Annotated in this window: 22 protein-coding genes and 1 pseudogene; 10 read left to right on the top strand and 13 right to left on the bottom strand. The window is 40.0% G+C overall.

Annotated features, from left to right (window positions below):
• Window positions 1–52: 52 nt before the first annotated feature.
• The gene (locus K8B83_RS11705; protein WP_223417241.1) at window positions 53–1,135 is read right to left on the bottom strand and encodes a major royal jelly family protein; all 1,083 of its coding nucleotides are present in this window, start codon (window positions 1,133–1,135) and stop codon (window positions 53–55) included.
• A gap of 431 nt (window positions 1,136–1,566) precedes the next feature.
• Here K8B83_RS11705 and K8B83_RS11700 point away from each other — a divergent pair, with 431 nt between their 5' ends.
• The gene (locus K8B83_RS11700) at window positions 1,567–2,154 is read left to right on the top strand and encodes a TetR/AcrR family transcriptional regulator (RefSeq protein WP_188740152.1); all 588 of its coding nucleotides are present in this window, start codon (window positions 1,567–1,569) and stop codon (window positions 2,152–2,154) included.
• Between the two features lie 47 nt (window positions 2,155–2,201).
• Here K8B83_RS11700 and K8B83_RS11695 read toward each other — a convergent pair whose 3' ends face one another.
• The 4 genes from K8B83_RS11695 to K8B83_RS11680 all read right to left on the bottom strand — a co-directional run bounded on the left by K8B83_RS11695 (window position 2,202) and on the right by K8B83_RS11680 (window position 4,717).
• Window positions 2,202–2,972, bottom strand: a complete 771-nt coding sequence (locus tag K8B83_RS11695; protein ID WP_188740151.1) for a fumarylacetoacetate hydrolase family protein — start codon at window positions 2,970–2,972, stop codon at window positions 2,202–2,204.
• A 117-nt stretch (window positions 2,973–3,089) separates the two neighbouring features.
• Complete coding sequence (locus K8B83_RS11690) at window positions 3,090–3,560, bottom strand: Dps family protein (RefSeq protein ID WP_188740150.1); 471 nt, start codon at window positions 3,558–3,560, stop codon at window positions 3,090–3,092.
• A 177-nt stretch (window positions 3,561–3,737) separates the two neighbouring features.
• Window positions 3,738–4,133, bottom strand: coding sequence for a hypothetical protein (locus tag K8B83_RS11685; RefSeq protein ID WP_223420059.1), 396 nt, complete (start codon window positions 4,131–4,133; stop codon window positions 3,738–3,740).
• Window positions 4,134–4,285: 152 nt separating this feature from the next.
• Entirely contained in the window at window positions 4,286–4,717 is a 432-nt protein-coding gene (locus tag K8B83_RS11680; RefSeq protein ID WP_223417240.1) for a PACE efflux transporter, read from the bottom strand.
• Between the two features lie 85 nt (window positions 4,718–4,802).
• Here K8B83_RS11680 and K8B83_RS11675 point away from each other — a divergent pair, with 85 nt between their 5' ends.
• The gene (locus tag K8B83_RS11675) at window positions 4,803–5,684 is read left to right on the top strand and encodes a LysR family transcriptional regulator (RefSeq protein WP_188740148.1); all 882 of its coding nucleotides are present in this window, start codon (window positions 4,803–4,805) and stop codon (window positions 5,682–5,684) included.
• 82 nt (window positions 5,685–5,766) lie between these two features.
• Here K8B83_RS11675 and K8B83_RS11670 read toward each other — a convergent pair whose 3' ends face one another.
• Window positions 5,767–6,687: a nuclear transport factor 2 family protein gene (locus K8B83_RS11670; protein ID WP_223417239.1), complete on the bottom strand. Its 921-nt coding sequence runs from the start codon at window positions 6,685–6,687 to the stop codon at window positions 5,767–5,769.
• A gap of 96 nt (window positions 6,688–6,783) precedes the next feature.
• On the bottom strand, window positions 6,784–7,653 hold the full coding sequence (locus K8B83_RS11665) for an AraC family transcriptional regulator (RefSeq protein ID WP_223417238.1): 870 nt from the start codon (window positions 7,651–7,653) through the stop codon (window positions 6,784–6,786).
• A 446-nt stretch (window positions 7,654–8,099) separates the two neighbouring features.
• Between K8B83_RS11665 and K8B83_RS11660 the strand changes: the two genes are divergently transcribed.
• On the top strand, window positions 8,100–9,317 hold the full coding sequence (locus tag K8B83_RS11660) for an HD-GYP domain-containing protein (RefSeq protein ID WP_223417237.1): 1,218 nt from the start codon (window positions 8,100–8,102) through the stop codon (window positions 9,315–9,317).
• A gap of 29 nt (window positions 9,318–9,346) precedes the next feature.
• Here the strand turns inward: K8B83_RS11660 and K8B83_RS11655 are convergent, their stop codons facing one another.
• Both K8B83_RS11655 and K8B83_RS11650 read right to left on the bottom strand, forming a co-directional pair.
• Window positions 9,347–10,489, bottom strand: a complete 1,143-nt coding sequence (locus tag K8B83_RS11655; RefSeq protein ID WP_223417236.1) for an acyltransferase family protein — start codon at window positions 10,487–10,489, stop codon at window positions 9,347–9,349.
• Between the two features lie 116 nt (window positions 10,490–10,605).
• Complete coding sequence (locus K8B83_RS11650) at window positions 10,606–11,499, bottom strand: LysR family transcriptional regulator (protein WP_223417235.1); 894 nt, start codon at window positions 11,497–11,499, stop codon at window positions 10,606–10,608.
• A gap of 147 nt (window positions 11,500–11,646) precedes the next feature.
• On the opposite strand from K8B83_RS11650, the gene K8B83_RS11645 reads away from it, so the two are divergent.
• Entirely contained in the window at window positions 11,647–12,297 is a 651-nt protein-coding gene (locus K8B83_RS11645; protein WP_223417234.1) for a peroxiredoxin-like family protein, read from the top strand.
• 257 nt (window positions 12,298–12,554) lie between these two features.
• Window positions 12,555–13,574 carry an NAD(P)H-hydrate dehydratase gene (locus tag K8B83_RS11640; RefSeq protein ID WP_223417233.1) on the top strand — a complete coding sequence of 340 codons (1,020 nt, stop codon included), beginning with the start codon at window positions 12,555–12,557 and terminating at the stop codon, window positions 13,572–13,574.
• A gap of 56 nt (window positions 13,575–13,630) precedes the next feature.
• On the opposite strand, the gene K8B83_RS11635 is transcribed toward K8B83_RS11640, so the two are convergent.
• Together K8B83_RS11635 and K8B83_RS11630 are read right to left on the bottom strand one after the other, a co-directional pair.
• Window positions 13,631–13,804, bottom strand: a complete 174-nt coding sequence (locus K8B83_RS11635; RefSeq protein ID WP_223417232.1) for a hypothetical protein — start codon at window positions 13,802–13,804, stop codon at window positions 13,631–13,633.
• A 129-nt stretch (window positions 13,805–13,933) separates the two neighbouring features.
• Window positions 13,934–14,605: pseudogene (locus K8B83_RS11630) on the bottom strand (ABC transporter ATP-binding protein); the annotation flags it as partial.
• Between the two features lie 666 nt (window positions 14,606–15,271).
• On the opposite strand from K8B83_RS11630, the gene K8B83_RS11625 reads away from it, so the two are divergent.
• From K8B83_RS11625 to K8B83_RS11615, 3 genes are read left to right on the top strand one after another with little or no spacing between them, the layout of a single operon-like run.
• Window positions 15,272–16,069 carry a polyphosphate polymerase domain-containing protein gene (locus tag K8B83_RS11625; protein WP_188739195.1) on the top strand — a complete coding sequence of 266 codons (798 nt, stop codon included), beginning with the start codon at window positions 15,272–15,274 and terminating at the stop codon, window positions 16,067–16,069.
• A gap of 1 nt (window position 16,070) precedes the next feature.
• Window positions 16,071–16,694, top strand: coding sequence for a DUF4956 domain-containing protein (locus K8B83_RS11620; protein WP_188739196.1), 624 nt, complete (start codon window positions 16,071–16,073; stop codon window positions 16,692–16,694).
• Window positions 16,691–17,767: an OprO/OprP family phosphate-selective porin gene (locus K8B83_RS11615; protein ID WP_223417231.1), complete on the top strand. Its 1,077-nt coding sequence runs from the start codon at window positions 16,691–16,693 to the stop codon at window positions 17,765–17,767. The genes K8B83_RS11620 and K8B83_RS11615 overlap by 4 nt, the downstream gene beginning before the upstream one ends.
• Before the next feature lie 90 nt (window positions 17,768–17,857).
• On the opposite strand, the gene K8B83_RS11610 is transcribed toward K8B83_RS11615, so the two are convergent.
• Entirely contained in the window at window positions 17,858–19,072 is a 1,215-nt protein-coding gene (locus K8B83_RS11610; RefSeq protein ID WP_223417230.1) for a class I SAM-dependent methyltransferase, read from the bottom strand.
• A gap of 508 nt (window positions 19,073–19,580) precedes the next feature.
• On the opposite strand from K8B83_RS11610, the gene K8B83_RS11605 reads away from it, so the two are divergent.
• Together K8B83_RS11605 and K8B83_RS11600 are read left to right on the top strand one after the other, a co-directional pair.
• On the top strand, window positions 19,581–21,458 hold the full coding sequence (locus K8B83_RS11605; protein WP_188739199.1) for a putative nucleotidyltransferase substrate binding domain-containing protein: 1,878 nt from the start codon (window positions 19,581–19,583) through the stop codon (window positions 21,456–21,458).
• 10 nt (window positions 21,459–21,468) lie between these two features.
• The gene (locus K8B83_RS11600; protein ID WP_188739200.1) at window positions 21,469–22,185 is read left to right on the top strand and encodes a 3'-5' exonuclease; all 717 of its coding nucleotides are present in this window, start codon (window positions 21,469–21,471) and stop codon (window positions 22,183–22,185) included.
• Window positions 22,186–22,257: 72 nt separating this feature from the next.
• Here the strand turns inward: K8B83_RS11600 and K8B83_RS11595 are convergent, their stop codons facing one another.
• Window positions 22,258–23,838, bottom strand: coding sequence for a BCCT family transporter (locus K8B83_RS11595; RefSeq protein ID WP_188739201.1), 1,581 nt, complete (start codon window positions 23,836–23,838; stop codon window positions 22,258–22,260).
• Between the last annotated feature and the right edge of the window lie 303 nt (window positions 23,839–24,141).

The following is a 24,141-nucleotide window of genomic DNA, read 5'->3' as shown; positions in this document are numbered from 1 at the left end:
GTTTGTAGTTAAACACAACAAAGCTGAATTAACACTGCTCGGATGACCACTCTTAATCTAGCTTGATGCGTAACAAGTGAAATGGTTTAGCGGCCCCTTCTTCACCTGCATTAAGCGCTGGGTTTAAATGCAGTGAGTTTTGAGTCACGTACAAATATCCACCTTGAATAGAGAAACCATCAGCCCAAGACAATAATGTGTCATCTTGTGCAAATACCTTGTAACCAGCTTGACCAATAATACCAATGGCATTACGTTCAACATCGCCCACATAAATGTTGTTGTTTTTATCAATGATCATGCCATCACTTGGGCGTTTTTCACTATAAAACTCAATCTTGTTGGCAAGTTCTTTATCGGTTAATTTGTCATTGGCTAACGCCGCTGCGGCAATACGATAAACAGCACTGCCATTCACGGTACCAAAATAGACCCACTGCTGTTGAGCATCGATTGTGATTGGGTTTAAATTAAGATAAAGCGTATCAACACTGCCATCTTCACGCTTTGCCGCTAACAGTGAATCGTCAATAATGACATCATGCTTTGGTGATAATAATGCCTTATTTGACTGTAAAACGCGCCGTGCTTTGCCGCTTGCTAAATCAACTACAACAAAGGCTGGCGCTGGCTCTCCGTATAAATTACCTAAACTGGTATCGGCAATATAAATTTGCTGGCGTTGAGTGTCGATAACGAAATCTTGTAAAAATGAGTTCGCGACCATGGCATTTTTACTGATTTCGATACGCTTAAAGAGTTTGTTGTTAACCGTGTCCCAGGCAACAATTTGCGCCGCAGCATCCGCACTGCCCATATCAAGGATCCACACAACACCGTCTACAGTGCTATCAATACCAATCACAGATGATAAACCCACCTCACCTTTTGCTGGGCCATCGGCCCAATCCACAGTAGGAAACGGCACTGTTGAGCCATCTTTTAATAATTCAACAACACGAAACTCAGGGCCATCAAGCGGTTGCATTGAAAGAAATGTACGTCCCTGTTCAGTTACGGTTACATTACCAGGACGTGTTCCATCAAACTTTGCTACCACCTCGAACTCAGCGGCTTGTGTTGTACTACATATAAAGGCTGTTGCCACAGCAAATAATGTTGTCATCTTTTTCATAATAAACCTCGTGATAAACCTGAATATAAGTAAAAAAATGTTTACGACTGTCAGAACAACTTAGTGCTGATGGATGTATATTAATGGCTAATTACTTAGAGAAAAACGCGCTAATGAGTGAATTATTATCAAATAAAAATTGATAATGATGGGTTAATCAACAATGGAACATGTCATTATTAGATTGGTTTAGCAGGCCAGACATCGCTCAGCACAAGCTTAAATGCGGCTTAATTGAGGTAATCGGTTTAAATTTTCTTCATAGCAGTACGTTATCAAAAGTGATGCAAAGGTGTACTAAATACTAAAAACAGCAGAGTGCATGGCGGGACATTATTGAATATAACCATTCGTGATTAAAAATTAATGCAATAAACTGGCCTTACCTCAATGCAATATCGTAAAATGGTAAACTAACTAAAGAGGGGCTCATGGCTAATATTTCTAAATTTGATCGCGAAGACGTACTTGAAAAAGCAAGAAACCTATTTTGGCAAAAAGGTTTTTTGGCCACCTCTACGCGAGAAATTCAAACTACCATGGACATGCGACCAGGCAGTATATATGCCGCTTTTGGTAGCAAAGCCGATTTATTTAATCAAACATTGCTCCATTATGCTCAAACATCAACAAATGCGCTTAATGAGCAATTAGCTCAGCACGACAGCCCTTGGTCAGGATTAAAGCAATATTTGCGCGGTTTAATTGTGCCATGCAGTGCAGGTGTACCCAGTGAGTTATGCATGGTAATGCGCACACTTGCAGAGCTTGATGAGTCACATCAAGAAACGCTTGATATTGCTAAAGATTTACTCACTCAAGTTGAAAATCGTTTTGCTAGCATTATTGCACAAGCACAACAGCAAGGTGATTTATCTAAAGCGTTTGATAAACAGCAGTTAGCTAAAAAACTTCAGGTACACATTATTGGCTTACGTTCATACTTAAAAGCCACAGGCGATACCGACACGGTTAGCCAACAACTAGAAGAGTTTTTTACTCAATTAGAAACACAATAAAAAAAGCGCCTGGGGCGCTTTTTTTATCTTGACCGAAGCGGTTATGATTAAGCTAATGCATCTACAAAACTCACGGTAAATTGGCCAATGTCTTTATACTCAATCGTAACCTCTGCAGTCATCGGCACTTTTACCACCCCGCAATAAGAACCAGTAATAATCGCCTGCCCAGCACAGAGTGTAATCCCCTGCTCAGCCAAATAGTTAATCATCCAGTAAATGGGTAATTGCGGTAATTCACACGGATGTTTACCGTTAAATACCTGCTGTTGGTTATTTGCAGTTACCACAAGATCAACATGGCTTGCTTGATAAGCGACCGATTTAGGTATTTGCGGGCCAATATACACACCCTGGTTACTTAATCCGTCTGCCAATTTTTGTAAATAGCTTGGTTGGCTGTCACGGCTAAATCGGTTTTGAATTAACTCTAATGCCATATGAGTCGCGCTGATTGCTGCATCAATCTCATCATGGCTATAGTGGCGATACGGCTCTATATCTTGGCCTAGTATAAAGGCAATTTCTGGCTCTATTAATGCTAAAGACTGTTCATCTTTTATCGCCGGGATAATGCCACACAATTGCCCCCGCTCAGCGGCTTGCAGAATTGGCGCCACAATAAGTTGATCGTTTGCTTGCGGCACGAGGCATTTCCAACCAGTAACATGGCCATTTAACTCAGCCATTTTTTGTTGAACACGTATCGCTTGCTCAATGCTTTGTAAACTAACAGCAAAATCTGAGTTTGGATTGGGGTAATTTCGTTGCGCAAATAAATGTTGTGCCAGTTCAGTTAGGTGTGTGTTATAGGTCACGGCTGCATCATCATAAAAATAAAAATCATACATTAACGGGTTTGGTTGGCTTTTTCTAGCGGCAAATAAAAACCGCTGAAAGCCAGCGGTTTATAAAATTAGGTTGTTTAAGTGCGCTTACTTGCGGGTTGCGCGTAACATCCAGGCGGTTTTTTCGTGTATTCCCATACGGTCAGACACTAATGATGCTGTTGACTCATCATCAGCCTCTTGGGCTAACTTGAGCACTTCTCGCGAGGTTCTGACCACTTGCTCATGGCCTTTTATCAGTAACTCAACCATATCGATTGAAGACGGTACGCCTTCAACCTCTTTAATCGAACTCAAACGAGCAAATTCTTTATATGTTCCAGGCGCGGCAACATCAAGGGTACGAATACGCTCTGCGATATCATCAACTGCAGTGGCAAGCTCAGTGTAATGCTCTTCAAACATCAGGTGTAATTCGCGAAACTGAGGCCCGGTAACGTTCCAGTGAAAGTTATGGGTTTGCAAATAAAGGGTATACGAGTCGGCCAATAAACTTTTTAGACCTTCAGCGATTTTAAGACGGTCATCTTTTTTGATACCAATATCGATCTCTGTCATGTTAACTCCTTATTTTAATGAATTAATCTACCAGACAATATATCGCATCACATTTATCAAATTGTGATGTTTGTCGCCATTGCTAAATATTGTCTTTATCTACTTGTTGATACTTGATGAGTTCAATAATAGATCACTTTTTAAATCATAAAAACTATTAGAGTTAATATTTTTAATCTATTTGTCAGTATTATTTATCATGAAAACTTGTGTCGATAATAACTCGACTTGTTTACGTTCATCGTCTGTTAATGCACCATAATCTCTGGGATAGGGCCAGCCATAGCCCCATCTAAATTGCGTCGGTAAATACGGTGTCCCGCCAACCCTCACCCCGGCTAACATCAACAAGGCAATTTGTGGTTGGCCAACTTTAGCAACACAGACTCGCAAGGCTTTATCTGAGGCTAATCGCTCATCAAAAGTGCCGCCTTTCCAGTAATCAAAGTCGTGTTTTTGGCAGCACGTAAGCCACAGTTCACGTTGCTCAAAGGTACCATTAGGAAATGCACTACAACCGTCACTAGTAAATGGCGCTAACGTATCTGCTTGGGCACAGCTAAGCAGCAACATGGCACACACAGCAACTAACAATTGATTAAAACGATAAAGCATTATGCTTGCCACCCTGCAACAATGAATACCGATTGATGATGCCATAGTAACCATGACAGTAATATAAAACGGCTAATTTTTTGGCAGTAATGACTTAACAAATAATCGGTTTATCTTACGCCAATGGTTTTGCCAAACCAGCGCTGATAGGGTTGATAAATATCGTAGGCCCAATTGAATACGCCAGTATAAACAAAGAAAAACAATAACACGCCACCTTCAAGCATCATGGTATCGATGAGGTTTAAACTTAAATACCAGGATACCATTGGAAGAGTTACAACTAACAAGCCGCCTTCAAAACCCGTAGCATGAACGATACGCATTGCTAATGTACGATTAATTCGGTCGCTACCCAACAACTTGTCGAACCAAATGTTGTAGACGTAGTTCCACATCACAGCAAGAAGTGACAAACCAATACTGACCACCAACATATCTGTCGTGCTTTTCTCCATCAATATTGCGCTCACAGGGACAATAATAGCCGCAGCCAACACTTCAAAAGACACTGCGTGAAATATCCGTTCTTTTCTTTGCATGATGAACTCATTTATTGGTGACGTTTAGCTCATTATCATCCAATATAAGGATACATAATAGTTAGATAGTATCTGGAAAAGCGATATGTATAGCATTGATCAACTCGAAGCATTTGTAGAAACAGCCAAGACGGGTTCATTTTCATCTGCGGCGCGGTCGCTCAATAAAGCGCAATCAGTAGTAAGCCAACATGTCATCAACCTTGAAATAGATTGTAATGCTGCGTTATTTGACCGCAGCGGCCGTTATCCACAACTTACCCAGGCAGGACATACGTTGTTATCACACGCGCAAGTGTTGTTAGCGCAACATCAACGCTTACGTTCATGCGCCCAACATCTTGATAAACCGTTTATTTCAGAGCTCACCATCGGCTTAGATGAAGGTATACCCTTTCAAAAACTCTCCAGTATGGTTAATCAACTCGAAATCGATTTCCCCAATACGACACTGGAATTTTTTACCGCATCGAGTATCGATATTGTCGACATGATTGACTCTAACAAAGCGGTGACAGGGATAATTTTTAGTGACTTGTCACTGCCTCCTTACATTGATTATGAATCCATTGGTTCGATTAAGTTTGATATTTATGTTGCGAGCGCTCACCCGCTAGCTCAACAACCAGTTAATAATCTGGCCAACCTTAAATTGCATAGGCAACTGCTCATGCGCTCGCGTAATAACAAATCGAGTGACTTTCAGCTCGCCTTGAGCCCAGAGGTTTGGTACGCAGACAACTATTATGTGTTACTTGAACTGACATTACAGGGCAATGGCTGGTGTTTACTGCCCAATCATATTGCCAATGAATATGTCAACAATGGTCAACTGGTAATATTGCCCAGCGAGTTTATCGATATGGGCTGGCATGCCAATGTTGATGTTATTCAGCATCATCGCTACAGCCTTGAGCCAATGTTTAAGCAATTTAGGCATTCGTTAAGGCAATTGCTGACGCCATAAAAAGTGTGCATATACGTAAAAAAACACAGGCAGCTAAAAGCGGCCTGTGTTTTATAAAATGTAGTACACAACTCATTGGCGATTAAAAACCAAATTTACCGTTGCTGTTTTTCCAATCGGCTTTGGCTGGAATGGTTTCAATGGTGTCCCAATGTTCCACAATCATATTATTTTCAACACGGAACAAGTCATAAAACGCCACATGTTGTTGCATAAATGTGCCTTCGCTAATCGACAACACAAAGTTACCTTCGCCAAGCACTTTATGATGGGTTTTTACAACCATTGGCATGCCCATTTTAGCGAGCTCACCTAAGGCGTTGCCAAGGTTATTTAAGCCGTCGCCAATATTAGGGTTGTGCTGAATATAATCAGTATCTTCACTACCAATAAATTGACCTATTTTGGCCATATCACCTTTGATCAAGATGGTGTTTACAAAATCGGCCACTAAGGTTTTATTTTGCTCTGTTTTGTCTAAATCAGTGATCTTTGTTGCGCCATCAAACTGTGTATGACCACTTGGGTTTACCGCAGCGATGGTTTGTAGGTTATCCCAATGCTCAACTATTTTACCGTCTTCAAAGCGGAAAATATCAAAGCCAACTTTTGGGCCGAAAAAGTTATATTCGGTGTGCGTAACCACATAATTACCGTCTTGAAATGCACGTTTAACCTGCGCTTTTGCGCTGCCTTTAGGTAACTGCTGCATTACCGCACCAAAACCGGCTAATCCATCGGCAACCGCTAAGTTATGTTGAATGTATTTGTTAGGGTTGATATAGCCTATGGGTGCTGGGTCGCCAGTTTCAATGCTGCTGACTAACTCAACCGCTTGTTGCTTATAGCTGACTTGACCTTGTGATTTTTCGGTTGCCGCAACGCTGTTGCCAGACACTAAGGCTGCACCCAATAACGCACTCGTAATAAGTGCACTGATAATAGATTTACGCGCTGTTGATGTGCTGTTAACTGCAATGGTGTTGTGAGTAATGGTATTCATGATTTTGTCCTCTGGTTTCAATGAGGACAGTTTATAAGGTGCACCTATTTGTTAATAGAGTGTAAAAAGGCATAAAAATGGTAAAAGTCGAACCCGTTAAGACAAATGGTGTTTCAAAAATTGGCTTGGGGTCAATTCGGTTTGCTTTTTAAAGTATTTAACAAAGTTACTGCTGTCTTCAAAGCCAAAATCATTGGCTAGTTGCTGTGTCGTGGTTTTGCTCACCACAAGGCGACGCTTTATTTCAATAATGGTGTAGGCATCTATCATTTGTTTGGCGGTTAACCCTGTTGCCAGTTTACAAATTTGATTGAGGGTTTTATAGGTTGTATGGATTTTGCCTGCATACCAATTTGCATCGCGCACTTGTTGTACATGCTGCTGCATTAAACTAAAAAAACGTGCGAGCTTGCTGCTCTGCTCAACAGATAAGTTGTCGTGGCTTAATTCCGGACGTAACCGGTGCAATAACAAGGCTAAAGCCGAAAATAAATACATGATAATAAGCGGCTCTGAGGCCGGTGTGTTTATTTCAGCTTGAATTTGATCAATTAAAATATGGCTGCGAGCATGGTGAGTCGTGTCGAGTTGCAATATAGGGTTATGTTGCTGATTTAAATGCGTTGGCGTGTAGTTTGGCAAGCGCATATTGGCATGCACTTTATCTAAAAAAGCCTGAGTAAACAGTAATATCTTACCTTGAGGTTGCCCAGAAAAGTCAAAGCTATGCACTTGGTCTTGTTGCACAAAAATGAGCGAACCTGGCCCAAAACCATAATGGTTAAAATCAACCATATGCTCGCCCTCACCCTGCTCAATATAAATCAGCATAAAAAACGACACGCGATGCGGGGCTTGAGGATCATGCTCCAACATAGGTCTCTTATACAAGTCATTCAATTCAATTAGTTCAAATTCTGCTTGTTTGGTTTTTTTATGGTTAAAACCTATATTAGGGATTGTCATCAGTAGCTCGATTTATGGCAGTTATTACTCGACTATACTCAAAATCTTATAATGTGTTATTTAAGGCGCTTTGTACGTTAAGCCAACATAAAAGTGTTAGTTTGATTAAACTTAATATTGCAGAGCATCATTAATACCAACTATTCCATCCTAAAAAGTACAGGTTTTGTGTAAAAATACAGCAGATATTGTGATTAACACAGGATAATACCTTATTGATTAGCATAGTAATAACATGGATATCACTTTTTTAGAAAAGCTTGAACTCGATTTCCATATTTACTTTATATTACTACAATAAATAGGTTATCTTGTAGCATACTTGATCTGTTGATCTGTTGATCTTTGCTGATTGAATGTTAACTCGCTGCAAAAACAACCTTGAAAGATAAACAGACCCTATAGCATCGTTTTAATTGCTTATGAATAGACCTAGGAATCGATTTATGCTGATTGAACATGACATTACTGACGTACGAGTTGGAATGTATGTGGTTGAAATCACCGAGCCAAAAGATACGTTTTCTCTCACTAAGCCAGGCGTGCTTAAAAGTGAACGTGTCATTGAAGCGTTAAAGCGTAAATCTGTTACCAAATTATTAATTGATACGAGTAAAACTGAAATAATTGATGAGTCAACTCAGCCAGAAGTGAGCCAACCAACAGTTAAGCCACCAAAGCAAGTACCACCCGCACGCCCAATCACCAAGCCTAATTTCTTTAATCAAGAAATCGTCAGAGCGCGCCAGGTGTTTAACGAGTCAAAAGATATTCAAAAAAAGCTGTTTCATAATGCGCAGCATGGTTTGCCATTAGACATGGACCCGGTACAAAAAATTACCACTGAATCAACCGACCTGATTTTTAATAATCCCAACGCCCTTTCGTGCGTGATAAATATCCGTAATAAAGATGAGTATTTATTGGAGCATTCGGTGTCAGTATCGGTATTGATGACCATGTTTGCTGTTTATAAAAAAATAGACAAAGACATTGTAAATCAATTGGCTGTAGGGGCATTTTTGCATGATGTGGGCAAAATCATGATCCCCGATCGAATTTTAAATAAGCCTGACAAATTAACTGATGAAGAGTTTCATATCATGAAAACTCATGCCAGTTATTCTATTGAGATCATGAAAAACACCCCAGGAATTAGCCCATTAAGCCTGGAGGTTGCCAGCCTCCACCACGAAAAACTCAATGGCCAAGGCTATCCTTTTGGCGTGCCGGCCGAAAAAATCACCTTGTATGGGCGGATGATCAGCATTTGCGATATTTACGATGCGCTGACATCACACCGTTGCTATAAACAAGGGTATGCTCAGGTTAAAGCTTTTAGCATATTACGGGCTTTGGGAGACAAAAATGAACTCGACAAAGATTTAGTCGACGAATTTATTCGCTGTATGGGGGTTTACCCTGTCGGCTCAGTGGTTCAGTTAGAATCCAATAGACTGGCCATTGTTGAAGGCCATAACCCCAAAGATCCTATCCGCCCTTTAGTTAAACCTTTCTACCATTTAAAGCCGGATCACTTTGAAGCAGGGAAAAAAATTGACTTAGCTACCGTCACCGATGATCTGATTGTAAAGTGTGTTCGTGCTGACGATTACAATCTTAATATGGAACAAATTATCGAGTTTTTGGCACACGAAGGTTAATGTCAAACGCAGCAATTTTCTGCAAAATCTCAGGTGTTTTCTTGTTCACGGGTGATCTTTTTTAAGCCAAATAAATAACGCATCAGGTTAAAGGGTTTTATCAGCCAATAGCATAGTGATGCACAAATAATAAAAGCGCTAACAAGTAAACTGAGCGACTTTACCATGATGCCCACCTGCCACTGCACGATATAAAACGCCAACATCACAATGACGGTTTGATGCAAAATATAAAACGGGTAAATGAGTTCATTCGTTTGCATTAACCACCCTGGGGTTTTACGAATATGTGCACTGGCAAAACCAACCATGGTTAATAACCCCGACCACGACACCATGGTGCACACCAACCACCAAATCTGCCACCGAGTGGTTAATGACAAATACGGGCTTAAATCTGGCGAGTAATAGTAGGCATAAAACAGTAACGTGCTAATGAGCAAACAGATTAAATAGGTGCGACGATGCAAAGCCAATGTTTGCCAAACTCGCGCACTGTGTATAAAACTCATGCCTGCAAAAAAGAAAAACAGATAAAACACACTCAGAGACAGGTTTTCAATATGATGACTGTCATCTGGCATCAGGTATTTTGCTAAGCCTCGGATCAGTACCAGCACGATAACTAACGCAATTAACCCCAATTTAAACTGACTTAATCGCTCAAGCCATTTAAGCCACACAATCCCCGTTGCGCCATCTAAAAAGCGCTTAAACGGGATAGCCAGTAACATAAATATCAGCAGAAACTCGATAAACCATAAGTGATTGGTATCAAACGACAGCATGAGTTGACCGTATGCCGATAAAAACGAGTCATAATCTGCGATATTTTCGATATAATTTTGCGGCGGAACAATCAATATCATCCCCACCAATAATGGTATAAATAACCGATGACATTTACTTAGCATAAATGACTTTGCCGACGTTTTTTGCAGTAACAATAAACTACCAGCACCGGCAATAAAAAATAACGTTTGCAACCTAAGCTGCTCAAAGTAAACCATAATATCGTCAAGCACTTTGCTAGACTCATTATTCATGACATGCCAACCATCACCATTAAATGGCATAAAAGCATGATGTAAAAAAACAGCAAATATTAATATAACCCGTAACCAATCAAGCTCAGAATAGCGTTTACGTTGGGGTAAAACCTCATTCATCATTAATGCCTTCCTCTGGCTTATTCGTGTAATTATTGCCGCGATAATATGCCGATAACCATCGGCAATAAGGCTATTTTAAGGCATGAATCACATACGGCAACAAACCCCGACTTATATTAGGCCATACTTTTTGCAATGCTTGGTTGATTAGCGATGACTAGCGCCACAAATCCATCGACTGCTGCACTGTAATTAACGCGCTTAACATGTAACTGAGTGGGTATCGATTTATGTGCATCGTTGATTGGCAAAAAATGACAACCTTGACTGTATAATTTCCTAATACAATACGGCGCAATGGCGACACCTAAGCCTGCTGCCACCTCGGTTAGTAAAGTTTGCATGTGCCGCGGCTGACTCACGATATTGGCTGAAAACCCGGCCTGCTTACACATCATTATCGTGTCATCGAATAACCCGACAGCTTCATCTCGATGAAATAATATCATTTTTTGTTGCTGCAGCTGACTCAGTGAAATTTGAGAATATTGTGCTAAAGGGTGATGTGCTCCCACAACAGCAACAAGCTTGTCGATATAAATGTCTGTACTGATAAATTCATCTTGAATACCTGCAGGTAATGGCCGAGAAAACCCAACATCAATGCGATTTTGATTAAATGCTGCTATTTGTTCGCTGGCGGTCATCTCAAATAAACTCACATGCACATCCGGATATAACTGCGAATAACTTCGAATAAGGTCCGCCATAAAACTTAAGCAAGCTGAACTTAAATAAGCAATGTTTAACTCGCCCACCTGCCCTTGCTGCGCGCGCTTTACCTGGTCTTTGGCCTTATCAGCTAAGGCAATGATCTGTTTGGCATCATGCAGTAATTGCTCACCAGCACTGGTAATTGCCACTTCGCGCGAGTTGCGAATAAACAGCGCTACCCCAAGCTCGTCTTCAAGCATGGCAATATGACGACTAATGGCCGGCTGTACCGTGTTGAGTTCGCGCGCCGCAGCAGAAAAACTCTGATGTGCAGCAACGCTTATAAAACTTTTCAATATTTTAATGTCCACAACCACCTCAAATACAAATTTTGTATAGATTCCATAAAATAATAATATTTTTGTTATAGCTTGTTTGTGTTTATTCTACAACCAATAAGATTACAGGCTGTAAAACAGCGTAATACCGATAGGAAAAACACAATGCAAAGCTTACAACTGCAAACCGATGCGAAAATCGCAGAAGGAAGACAAAAAAATCCTGTGTTTATGCAAAAAGTTGACGAAATAATTGCTCAATCAAAATCGTTTCAACAAGGTAGCGACGCGTTAAAACTTGGGCAAACTGCCCCACACTTTTCACTACCTAATGCAAATGGACAAGCAATTTCATTGGCTAATTTACTGCAAAAAGGCCCTGTGGTGGTGACATTTTACCGAGGCAGTTGGTGCCCATATTGCAATTTACAACTGCGGGCATTGCAAGCACGCTTAAGTGATATTAACGCACTCGATGCCCAACTTGTTGCTATTAGTCCACAAATTCCCGACGGCACAATGACCCAAGATGAAATCAGTAATATGGATTTTGAGGTATTGTCTGATCAAGATGCAAAAGTTGCGGCACAATTTGGTGTGGCGTGGCAAGTCCCAGCATTTTTAAGTGAGCATATGCGCGTGGATCGCAAGCTCGATTTAGACGCTATAAACAATGGTAACGGCACAATATTACCTATCCCTGCAACATTTGTGGTTGACCGTGCAGGCAAAGTTGTTTGGCGCTTTGTCGATGTTGATTACCGTACCCGTGCCGAACCTAACGACATTATCGAGGCACTACGCACACAGGTTTAAGCCTAAACATTCCATCTTAAGACAATAACTTAGACTAAAAAAATTGATAATATTGCCTTATTGATTACCTTATGAGGTAATCAATATATTAATGAAACCTCTTTCGCTAGAAATCCATCTACCCGCGTTGTGTGAAATGATCTACCCAAAAATAATACAACATCTTGTTTTGTTGTCATTTCTTGTTCTAGCGCACAATTTTTAACCGTCCTTATGATATGTTTATACAAAAGGAGTTGACGATAATGGACGGTAAAATGAAGACCCTCACGCAAGAATACATCAAAACACTTTTACCGAATCGACCACAGGACAGCCATAAATTATCATTTGGCCATGTGCTTAACATTGCAGGATCACTTCACTATCGTGGCGCTGCGTATTTATCGAGTATTGCCGCAATGCGCGTTGGTGCGGGCTATGTTACTTTGGCCAGTAGCCCGGGGGTTTGCCAAAGTGTCAGTACATTAACACCCAATATTGTTATGCATCCTTTGTTAACTCGTCCGATTATCTATGCCGAGATAAATCCAAATATTGAGGAGTCAGTCTCTATTGAACTGCAATCTATCGATACTGAATCAATTGACGAAAAAGCGCTATTGCAACTGGACGATAAATTAAAACAAGCCAATGTGATTAGTGTGGGTAGCGGTTTGAGCATTGCCCAAAGTAAAGATCAATTTACTGTAACAATGGCAACTGAAGATGTCATTGCTGAAGGCAATCATGGTTTTTTCTTTGGGTTACTCGCTAAGCTACACACCTGCCAACAAAGTGTGATATTTGATGCAGACGCGCTCAATTTTATCAGCCATGTACTGCATCACAGTAAAAATTCACATCAATCAATACCCAGTTTACCAATTAAAAGCATTATCACCCCACACCCTAAAGAACTCGCTCGCTTGCTCAATATTGATATCAACGACATTCAAAACAACCGAGCCCATTATGCAAAAATTGCGGCAAAACAATTTGGCGCTACCGTGGTATTAAAAGGTAAAAATAGCATCATCACAGATGGTGAATACACATTGATTAATCCCACAGGTAATAGCGCCCTAGCCAAAGCAGGCAGTGGCGATGTATTGACAGGTATTATCAGTGGATTTTGTGCCCAGGGAGTAAGCCCGTTAAATGCAGCTTGTTTAGGTGTCTATTTACACGGTTTAACCGGTGACTTAGCGGCCAAAGAGTTAAGCGAATATTCAGTTCTCGCCAGTGATTTACTGGATTATATCCCTAAGGCCATTAAACAATTATTACGACAATGATAGTTCATTACTCAACCGCATCAGTATCACTCAAGCAGGCATAAACCATATCAATATTAAGTTGGTTTGCGTTTTTGCACCGAGGTGATGATACCAAGCCAAAAGGCACTTTCTAACAGGAGACCCATCGTAATAAATGCCACAGCGCCCAGCACACTCCCGATAAATAAACACACTAACGCCAAGCAAACCACGGCGGCTAATAACAGATATTTTATCGATTTAGTCATGTATTTCCCCATCGTGTATGAATGATATAGCATCTAACAATCAAGATATTACACTCTATACCTATAACAAAAAAAAGCCCATCATTTCTGATGAGCTTTTGCTTACACACTTTGACTAAAAATAATCAATTATGCAGACATTAATGTGTCTTTAGTCCCTTCAGATAAGGTTAGCCCTTTTGCATCAAAATGTAACACTTTGTCTGGCGAGGCATTAAGGTATACTTTATCACCATATTGAATATCACAATTACCATCTGCACGTACGGTTAATGTTTCACCATTATCAATATGAACGTGTAAAAACGTTTCTGAACCTAAATGTTCAATCACGCCAACGGTGCCATGCCACTTACCACTGTCTTTTGTAATCGCAAGATGTTCAGGACGTACCCCAATAGTGACGGTGGGATCATTTTCAACAGGTTTCACGCTCATAAAATTCATTTTAGGTGAGCCAATAAACTCAGCAACAAACTGGTTAACCGGTTTATTATAAAGCTCTAAAGGCGTTCCAACTTGCTCAATAATCCCGGCATTAAATACCGCAATTCTATCTGCCATGGTCATCGCTTCAACTTGATCGTGATTAACATAAACCATAGTGGTGGCTAAACTTTTATGCAGTTCAGAAATCTCTAAACGCATATTGACCCGTAAAGAGGCATCTAGATTTGATAACGGCTCGTCAAATAAAAATGCCGACGGTTGACGAACAATAGCTCGACCAATGGCAACGCGTTGACGCTGCCCGCCCTAAAGCTATCCAGGCTTGCGATCAAGATAAGTATCTAAGTTTAACGATAAAAAAACACAAAAAATTTAACACTTTAATTTAAACCCATAATTAACAATGACTTAGCTATCATTTATGTTGCAAATTTTTTAATATTCAAGATTGCAGCTTGGGAAAAATGCTAACAACGATGAGATTTCGAGTGAAACATTAGAGAGGAGCTAGCATTTTGTTTGCAAATTGCTCTTGATGCTTAGCTGTTAGATTGAATGATTTACCGCTAAGAAATGGCCCTATAGCGTTAGCGCCACAAATATGAAGAATAACTATTTTTCATATATTTTTTTTAGACACAAAGCATTCATTTTATTAGCGACTTTACTCTGTACCCACAAGTTATTTAATGACTAATAGTGCCAATTACTATTGGATTTTCATGCACACTGAATTAAATAGTCCACCATCAACATTGATTAATATTTATCTGATTAAACCAATTAAATTAGATTGATATCTACAGCTTTTCTCCACACTTACATCATATTTTCTGCACAATCCCTTTGTACACTTAACATAACTGTAATATTCGTTGAAATTTAAAGAGCAACACAAAAATTAAACGAATACTTGCCTGTTAATAACTCTGCCAGTTTCAGTGGCAAATATATGCCTATTTACTATCGCGATACCAACTTAAGTAAACACCATACTAATAATGATAAGTGGTTCAAATGAATATAATTAACCATAATATTGAACAATTGCTATCAAACTTTGACAGCCATAATTTAGACGACTTAACACATGCTAATTTACAAGACAGAGTGGACTCTAAGTTCATTTTACCTTTGGCATATTTACCTACATTACTGCAAGCCGCTCGTGAGCATTACAGTGTGTTAGAAATTAACGGTAAGCGTACGTCAAATTATTTTAATCAGTACTTTGACACCCCTGAAATGAGTTTTTATAAAGACCACCACAACGGTAAATTAAACCGCTTTAAAGTGCGTAAGCGCACTTATCTCGACACTCAGACACAATATTTAGAAGTTAAATTTAAAAATAACCACAAACGCACTATCAAAAGCCGTATTCGTTGCAATGATAATCTGCAGTCAGATGACAATAATCATTCGTTTATTCAACAGCATTTAGGTTATGACTTTGCTCAACTTTCAATTTCACAACAAGGTGGATACCAACGAATTGCACTTGCTAATGAAGCTATACCAGAGCGACTAACTATCGATTTTAACCTATGGTATCAATCATCAATGGGGCATGAACGCATCGATCTTAACGGCTTTTTTATTGTGGAATTAAAGCAGCTAAAACATTCAAAAAACTCGCCATTTTATCAGTTGATGCCACAGCACTATTTTGCACCAACAGCATTCAGCAAATACTGCATCGGTTGTGTTCTGCTTAACCAGCAAACGATTAAATACAACCGCTTTAAACCCACATTGATGAAACTTTCATCATTAACTCAATCCAACCAACATACTGCATTATGGAGTCACTAAAATGACCGAAATTACCCCACGTTTTATTGTGCTTTTTGCCGTCAATTTTATCTCGATTGTGATGCTGTGCTACGGTTGTTATTTCCGCAGTAATAAAAACGCCACTGTTGCGGGCTCATTTGTACTCTTTGGCATTGGGATCTTTTTAATTACCTATTTGCTCCATGGCGTTGATATGTCTATGGAGTTTGCTTTTGGGTTATTTGCCGTATTTGGCATGTTGCGGTATCGCACAGACACCATTTCAATCAAAGAAATGACGTATTTGTTCATGGTCACCGCTATCGCCCTGTTATGTGCTGTAAGTAAATTGCCTACGTTACAATTGTTTTTAATCAATGCTTTTTTATGTTTTGTTGCATTTTTAGTCGACACCCGCTTTTTTCAAGGACATCATAAAATTCAACGTATTGCATACGAACGCATTGAGAACATTAAACCTAAAAATAAAGCATTATTATTAGCTGATCTTCGTGAACGTACCGGCTTAGAAGTCACCAACGTAGAAATAGCACATATCGATTTTTTAAGAGACACTGCCGAACTTATCGTTTACTACATTCCCGATAGCCCAAAGCAAGACCTCGCAACGACTCATACAAATCCAGTGGAAGCAAAATCATGAAAAAGTTAAGCCTCTATGTTGCGCCAGCTTTATTAGTATTCGCTGCAAGTACAAATGCCACCGACTACCCTGATCTGAGTATTGGCGGTTATATTATGGTTGATCATGATCAATTTTCAGATCTGTATCTTGAAGATGAGGAAAACTCAAATGATGGAACCGACATTCGCCGTGCAAGATTAAGTGCCAAGGCTAAATTGAGTGATGATTGGCGTAGTAAATTTCAGGTAGATATTGCTGAAGGTGAGTTTGATATTAAAGATGCTTACATACAGTATAAAGGCATGGATTGGGCTAACATCACACTTGGCCAGCAAAAAGAACCGTTTGGGTTAGAAAAACTGACCAGCTCGAGCGACACCTTTATGATAGAACGCAGCATGGTCACAGAGGCACTAGCCCCTGGTCGCAGTATGGGCGTTAAGCTCGACGGTAATCCTGGCAACTTTACCTGGAATATCGGTTATTTTCACGATGACAACTCACAAAACAGCCAGGGGGTAACAGGTAGGTTAACCTGGGCATTGATAGATCAAGATGATAACTTTATCCACCTTGGCTCAGCATTAAGTGAGCGAAAACGTAACGGTGATGAGTTTAGAATTAACGAAACCTTAGAGGTGTACTCTAGCGACTCGTTACTTGAAGGCACACGCTTAGATGCAGAAGATATGTCAATGGCGAGTATAGAGCTCATGTGGCAATACTTAGGCGTGGTGTCGATGGCAGAATGGATTGAAACAGATATCGACGATGCAACCCGTGGTGAGTACCACTATCAAGGTGGCTATTACCAAATGAGTTACCCACTCTCTGGTAAAAATCGTCGATACAAAGATGGAAAATTAGGCACCATTAAGGCCAAACACGACTGGGAACTCACATGGCGAGTGAGCCAATTTGAGTTAGAGCAGGAAGATCGCAAAGCCCAAACTTTTGCCGTTGGAATCAATTATCTTGTCAATAAAGACCTCATGTTTAAAGCCAACCTCATCCGTGCTAAACATCAAGAAGACGGTGAAACGTTTGGGTATGACAATGCGTTTTCGTTTAGAGCGCAATACAGTTTTTAGTCAAAAACGTCAATAAATGTATCCTTTCACTTACTAACCTAAGACACATCGATGATGATGTGTCTTAGGAGTTTACATCAAGCTATCAATTTAAGGCTTACTATAGAGCAAGGTTTCGAGACACTGCTCTTTAATGCCATAAAACGATTTAATACCTGCAATTTGCTCTAATATTGCACTGTTATCACGCGGTTGCTGACGTTTTTGCGCCAATATCATTTTATTTTTACTGGTATGTTCCAGTGAAATAAACTCAAATACCTGGGTATCGTAACCATTTGCTTCTAGCAATAATGCACGTAGGCCATCGGTGACCATTTCGGCCTCTTGCCCCATATGAATACCATGTTGTAGTAAAGGCGCCAGCATGTCAGGGCTTTTCATTTGTGGTCTAATTTGCTTATGACAACATGGCGAACACATTATAATTTCGGCGCCAGTGCTAATTCCCATATGCAAAGCATAATCAGTCGCTATATCACACGCATGCAAGGCAATCATGATGTTAATGCCCTGGGCTTTAAAATGCTGCACATCGCCTTGCTCAAACTTAATTCCGGTTAACGCTAACTTTGATGCGGTTTGATTGCACAAATCAACCAATCCCTGACGTAGCTCAACCCCAGTAACCTGCGTGTTTACTCGTAACTTGTCAGTAAAATAATCGTGCACTGCAAAGGTTAAATACGCCTTGCCCGAGCCAAAATCAGCTATATGCACTTCATTTTTTTCAGCTAAGCCAGTGTTGTCAATGGCACGAGATAGCACTTCAATAAACTTATTGATTTGCTTCCACTTTCGTGACATCGACGGAATAATCTCGCCTTTTGCATCCGTAATACCGAGCTCGCGTAAGTAAGGACGATGTTGTTCAACAAAGCGTTTTTTGGCCCGATTGTGTGACATTGCACTGTCTTCGGTATTTTCCTTATTACTCGTTTTGGGCGCATTTTTATTGCGGTATTTATTAATTAATACTTTGCCCTTTTTACTGATACTCAACTGCACTTCCCACTCACTGCATATCAAATGTGCACTTTGAAAATCGGCGGTTAACCATTGTTGAAACAACGCACCAGTCTCAGTAATTTCAACATTTTTGGTAATATGATTTGTACGATATTCATATAAACAAGATGCAACAAGCTGGTTTTTAAGCTCGACACTGCGCACCGCAATACGATTAAGCTCTTTGTCATCGCCACGGTATTTAGAAAACACCAGGCGTTGTAATCTATTGTCGGTTAATGCGTTTACGCACTCTTGCACGAAGCTATTAAGTTCAGGGGAAGTAAGGTTTGACATTACAATCTCATATACAGTAAAAATGAAAGCCTTGTTGCGCAAATGATTAACCAGAATCACCTGCATCTGACGCTTGTGCCCTATTCTACACCATCTAGGCCACTGAGCTCTTATTTTGATGATATTGATTTTGAAGCTTTATGATCAAACTCATTGTGGTCCGCTGAGATAATTAAGGTATCACTTAAGGTTAGAGTGTGTTTATCTTTGCTGAATTTATTCAAGATAAATAAAATTAAGCGTGGTGAGTGAATTGCAGTTTAGTAATCGAGGAAAACCTATTGTAAAAAACGCTTAAAAGTTCTACAAACCCTAAGGCCCATGACAATCAGATTGTTTTTCACCCTTATATTGGAGTTGAGAGCTGCTTAGAACAGACCACCTCCCTTGAGCTGTTCTGCTGCAAAATAGTCAAGAACTCGATAAATCCCCATATTGCTTTGTTTACTCGTATAATATCGACATAGCTATAAACAAAGTTCAAGTTATCACATTAACAGGTCTACTCATGACAGCCGAAGTACTCGAAATTCAGAGCTTTATCGCTCAGTACGCTCCGTTTGATCAGCTTCCAGAACACGTCTTAATTGACGTTGCCAAAAGTGTCGAGATTTCTTACTACCGAACCGATAGTATGATTGTTAACTTTAATGACAGGATCACCGAACTTTATATGATCCGCAGTGGCGTTGTAGAGTTATATCGTCGTAAAGGTGAGCTCTATAATCGTCTTGATCAGGGGCAGTTATTTGGCCAAATGGGCTTATTGACCAACAATAAAGTGCGTTTTCCGGCCAAAGCAGTAAAAGATACCCTCGTATACTGTATACCTGAATCTGTGTTCAATGACTTATGCGAAAACTATGATGATTTTGCAGATTTTGTAGAGGCTGAGGATACCACTCGCTTAAAGCAAGCTGTAAAGGGTAAAACAGAAGATGCTAATGCCCTTACCACCTCTAAAGTAAAAACGTTAGTGACCAGAGAGCCTGTTATTCTACCTTGTAATAGCACCATACAAGCTGTTGCCCAGATAATGACTGAAGAAAATATTTCTGCGGTATTAATTAATGATCCAGATATTGAAGATCAACAAGACAGTAGTTTTGTGGGTATTATTACTGAACATGATCTCTGCGCTAAAGTGATTGCTGCTGGAGTGAATGTAGATAGTCCTATTTCACAAGTCATGTCGACCGAGTTAATTTCACTGGATCACAATGCATACATCTTTGAAGCTATGCTACTTATGCTTCGTAATAAAATTGATCATCTGCCTATTCTTAAAAATAAAATCCCCATAGGCCTAATTGAAGTAGCCGATATAATCCGTTACGAGTCGCAAAACAGTTTGTTATTTGTCAGTAGTATCTTTCAGCAAAAAAGCTGCGAAGATTTAGTGTTGTTATCTTCACAGTTAAAAAACTGTTTTGTGCGCATGGTTAATGAAGATGCCAACTCACATATGGTCGGGCGGGCAATGTCTGAAATCGGCCGTAACTTTAAGCAGCGTTTATTAGAACTTGCAGAAGAAAAATTCGGCCCACCACCAGTTCCTTATTGTTTTTTAGCGCTAGGCTCAATGGCTCGCGATGAGCAACTGATGGTAACCGATCAAGACAATGCGATTATTCTAGATAACAGCTATAACGCCGCAGTGCACGGTGAATATTTTGCAAAGTTAGCAGACTTTGTATGTGATGGTTTAGCTGCTTGCGGTTACAGTTATTGTACTGGCGATATTATGGCCAGTAACCCCGAGTACCGTAAAACTCGCTCAGAATGGGAAGCCTGTTTTGGTGACTGGATAGAAAAACCCAACCCGCAAGCCTTATTAAACTGTTCTATCTTCTTCGATCTAACTGGGGTTTATGGTCGGGTTAAATGGGCTGAACAATTAAATGCATTTATCTTAAACAAGGCCAAGAAAAACAACCACTTTTTAGCTTGCATGGCACACAACGCCCTTAACCGGACACCGCCGCTAGGATTTTTTAAAGATTTTGTGATGGAAAAAGATGGTCGTCATAACAATTCCATCAATTTAAAACGTCGTGGCACTGCGCCATTAGCAGACTTAATCCGAGTACATGCTCTCGCCATTGGCTCACAATCGCAAAACTCATTTGAACGCTTAGAGGATATTATCGACGCTGGCATTCTCCCCACTTCAAAAGCGGAAGATTTACAACATGCGATGGAACTTATCTCTTTAGTACGCCTACGTCACCAATCATCCGATATTGAATCTGGGATTGAGCCTGATAATAATATTGAACCCGAAAATATGTCTGATTTTGAACGTCGTAATCTTAAAGATGCTTTTTTAGTGCTAAGCAATGCGCAGAACTTTTTGAAATATCGCTACAGTTCAAACAAACGTTAAAGGCCAACTTATGACACATTTCAGTAAATCAGAAATTTTAAACTGGCAAGCCTTTCTCGAATTAAAAATGCAAAAAAGCAAAGATCGGCGCTTGTTTGACTTTTACCATGCTGGAACCTATCACAATGAAACACCATTAAGTGATATTGATTTTGTTGCCCTAGACTTTGAAACCACCGGCTTAGACTCAGAGAAAAATAGCATCATTAGCATTGGTCTAGTGCCCTTTACGTTACAGCGTATTTTTTGCCGTAAAGCCAAAAAATGGTTTCTCAATCCACAAGATAAGCTCCAAGAAAACTCAATTATTATTCATGGCATCACTCACTCAGATCTACAAGATGCTCCAGATCTTTTATTGATTTTAGAACAGCTTTTAGACCAACTGGCAGGTAAAGTGGTGGTGGTACATTATCGACATATTGAGCGTGATTTTCTTAATCACACGTTACGCCTGTTAATCAATGAAGGCATTGTTTTTCCGGTAATCGATACCATGCAAATTGAAGCTAATTTGCATCGCGCCAAAACTCAGGGATTTTTTAATTTCTTTAAACGTAAGCGTCCGCATTCAATTCGGTTAGCAAATAGCCGTGAACGTTATAACTTACCCGCTTACGCGCCTCACGATGCATTAACCGATGCGATTGCCACGGCTGAATTACTGCAGGCACAAATTAAGTATCACTTTAGTCCAGACACTGCGATCAAAAACTTATGGGTGTAATACCGTTAACCTAAATCAACATGCATAAAAAAGCCGATGAATTTATCATCGGCTTTTGTTGTTACCCAAAAGCTAGTTTTGGTTATGCTTTTCGGTCCGCATGCCCATTATCAAACTCACGCACATCAACAATAAAATAATGGTGAACGGAAGGCCTGTCGAAATGGCACCCGCTTGTAATGCCTCAATCGCCTGAGTGCCACCAACCCACAATAAAACAGCAGCAATTGCACCTTCTATAACAGCCCAAAAGATACGCTGTGGGATCGGAGCATCAATTTTACCACCTGCTGTAATACTGTCGATAACGAGTGAGCCTGAATCTGAAGAGGTAATAAAGAATACCAATACCAATAACACAGCCAACATCGATAACAGATTACCTAATGGCAGCGAATCAAACATTTGGAACATAGCAAGCGGAACCTCAGTTAATCCCTTACTCCCTAATGTACCGATATTATTGATAATTTGGTCAATGGCAACGCCACCAAACACAGACATCCATAAAATAGTCACTACCGTTGGCACGATCAATACAGTGGCAAGGAACTCACGTACTGTACGGCCACGAGAAATTCGCGCAATAAACATGCCCACAAATGGTGACCAAGAGATCCACCAAGCCCAATAGAACACTGTCCAACCGTGCATCCAAGCTTCATCTTCTCGACCAATTGGGTTACTTAGCGGGATAATATTCTTAATATAACCCATTACCGTTGTAGGTATTGTCCCCATTGAAACAGCAAAAGACACAAGTGCAACAAAGATGAGCAAGGCAACAGCAAGTAACATATTAATGTTACTGATAACTTTAACCCCGCCTTCAAGGCCTCTGACAACAGAGATAACAGCTAACAGCGTCACAACAACAATAATAGTGACTTGTAAGGTTAAGCCTGCCTCAATGCCAAACACATGATGAAATCCTGATGCAGCTTGTTGAGCACCTAAGCCTAAAGACGTTGCAAGACCAAACAATGTGGCTAATACGGCGAAAATATCAATGATATGCCCAGGCCAGCCCCATGTACGATCACCCAAAATTGGATAAAAAGCCGAACGAATTGAAAGAGGTAAACCTTTGTTAAAAGCAAAGAAAGCCATAGACAAGGCAACCACACCATAAATTGACCAAGGGTGTAATCCCCAGTGGAACATGGTTGCACCAAGTGCTAGCTCTACCGCTTCAGGCGTATTTGCTGCCACATTCAACGGTGTTTCATACCAACCAGTGTAATAGGCTAACGGTTCAGCAACCCCCCAAAACATCAAACCAATTCCCATGCCCGCAGCAAATAGCATCGCAATCCAGGAAAGTCTTGAATAATCGGCTTTTGCACCCTCTCCGCCTAAGCGGATTTTACCGAAAGGAGAAACGATTAATACCAAGCAAAAAACCACAAAAATATTTGCCGACCACATAAAGAGGCTGTCAAATGTACCAATAATTTGCCATTTTAAACCGTCTAAAAATTCTTTTGATGTAGCCGGATCAATGATTAATATAGCAATTAAAAAAGCAAGAATTAAACCTGCGCTAATCCCAAAAACGGCGTTATGTATATCAAAACCCCATTTTTGGATGTTATCTTGCCCGACAGTATAATCGGTATTATCTATACTGTACTTGTCCTTATTCATCATCATAAAACCTTTGTTAGAGCGACCTGACACTTTAAAAGTGAGGGTCGATATAATTTGTGTAACGGATTTTAGCAAAAATAGATAATAATTTCAGGCTTATTTAAGATTCAAACTTATTTAGCTATATGATTTATTTAAATAATTAATCACAAGTCACTCAGCATGTTGATCTTTGTTGATTGAATTTTATATGAGTTAAAAAGGTGTAAATAGAGGCTATCGAATATTGCCAAGTTGTCATATGTCCTATTAAGACTGACTCCGACACTATATTGAAGATGGAGCGTAATGCTCTACTGTAACGAT

Source organism: Shewanella inventionis, assembly GCF_019931735.1.
GTDB classification, from domain to species: domain Bacteria; phylum Pseudomonadota; class Gammaproteobacteria; order Enterobacterales; family Shewanellaceae; genus Shewanella; species Shewanella inventionis.
Note: the sequence above shows the minus strand (reverse complement) of the source record. Positions and strands in the feature narration are given on the sequence as shown.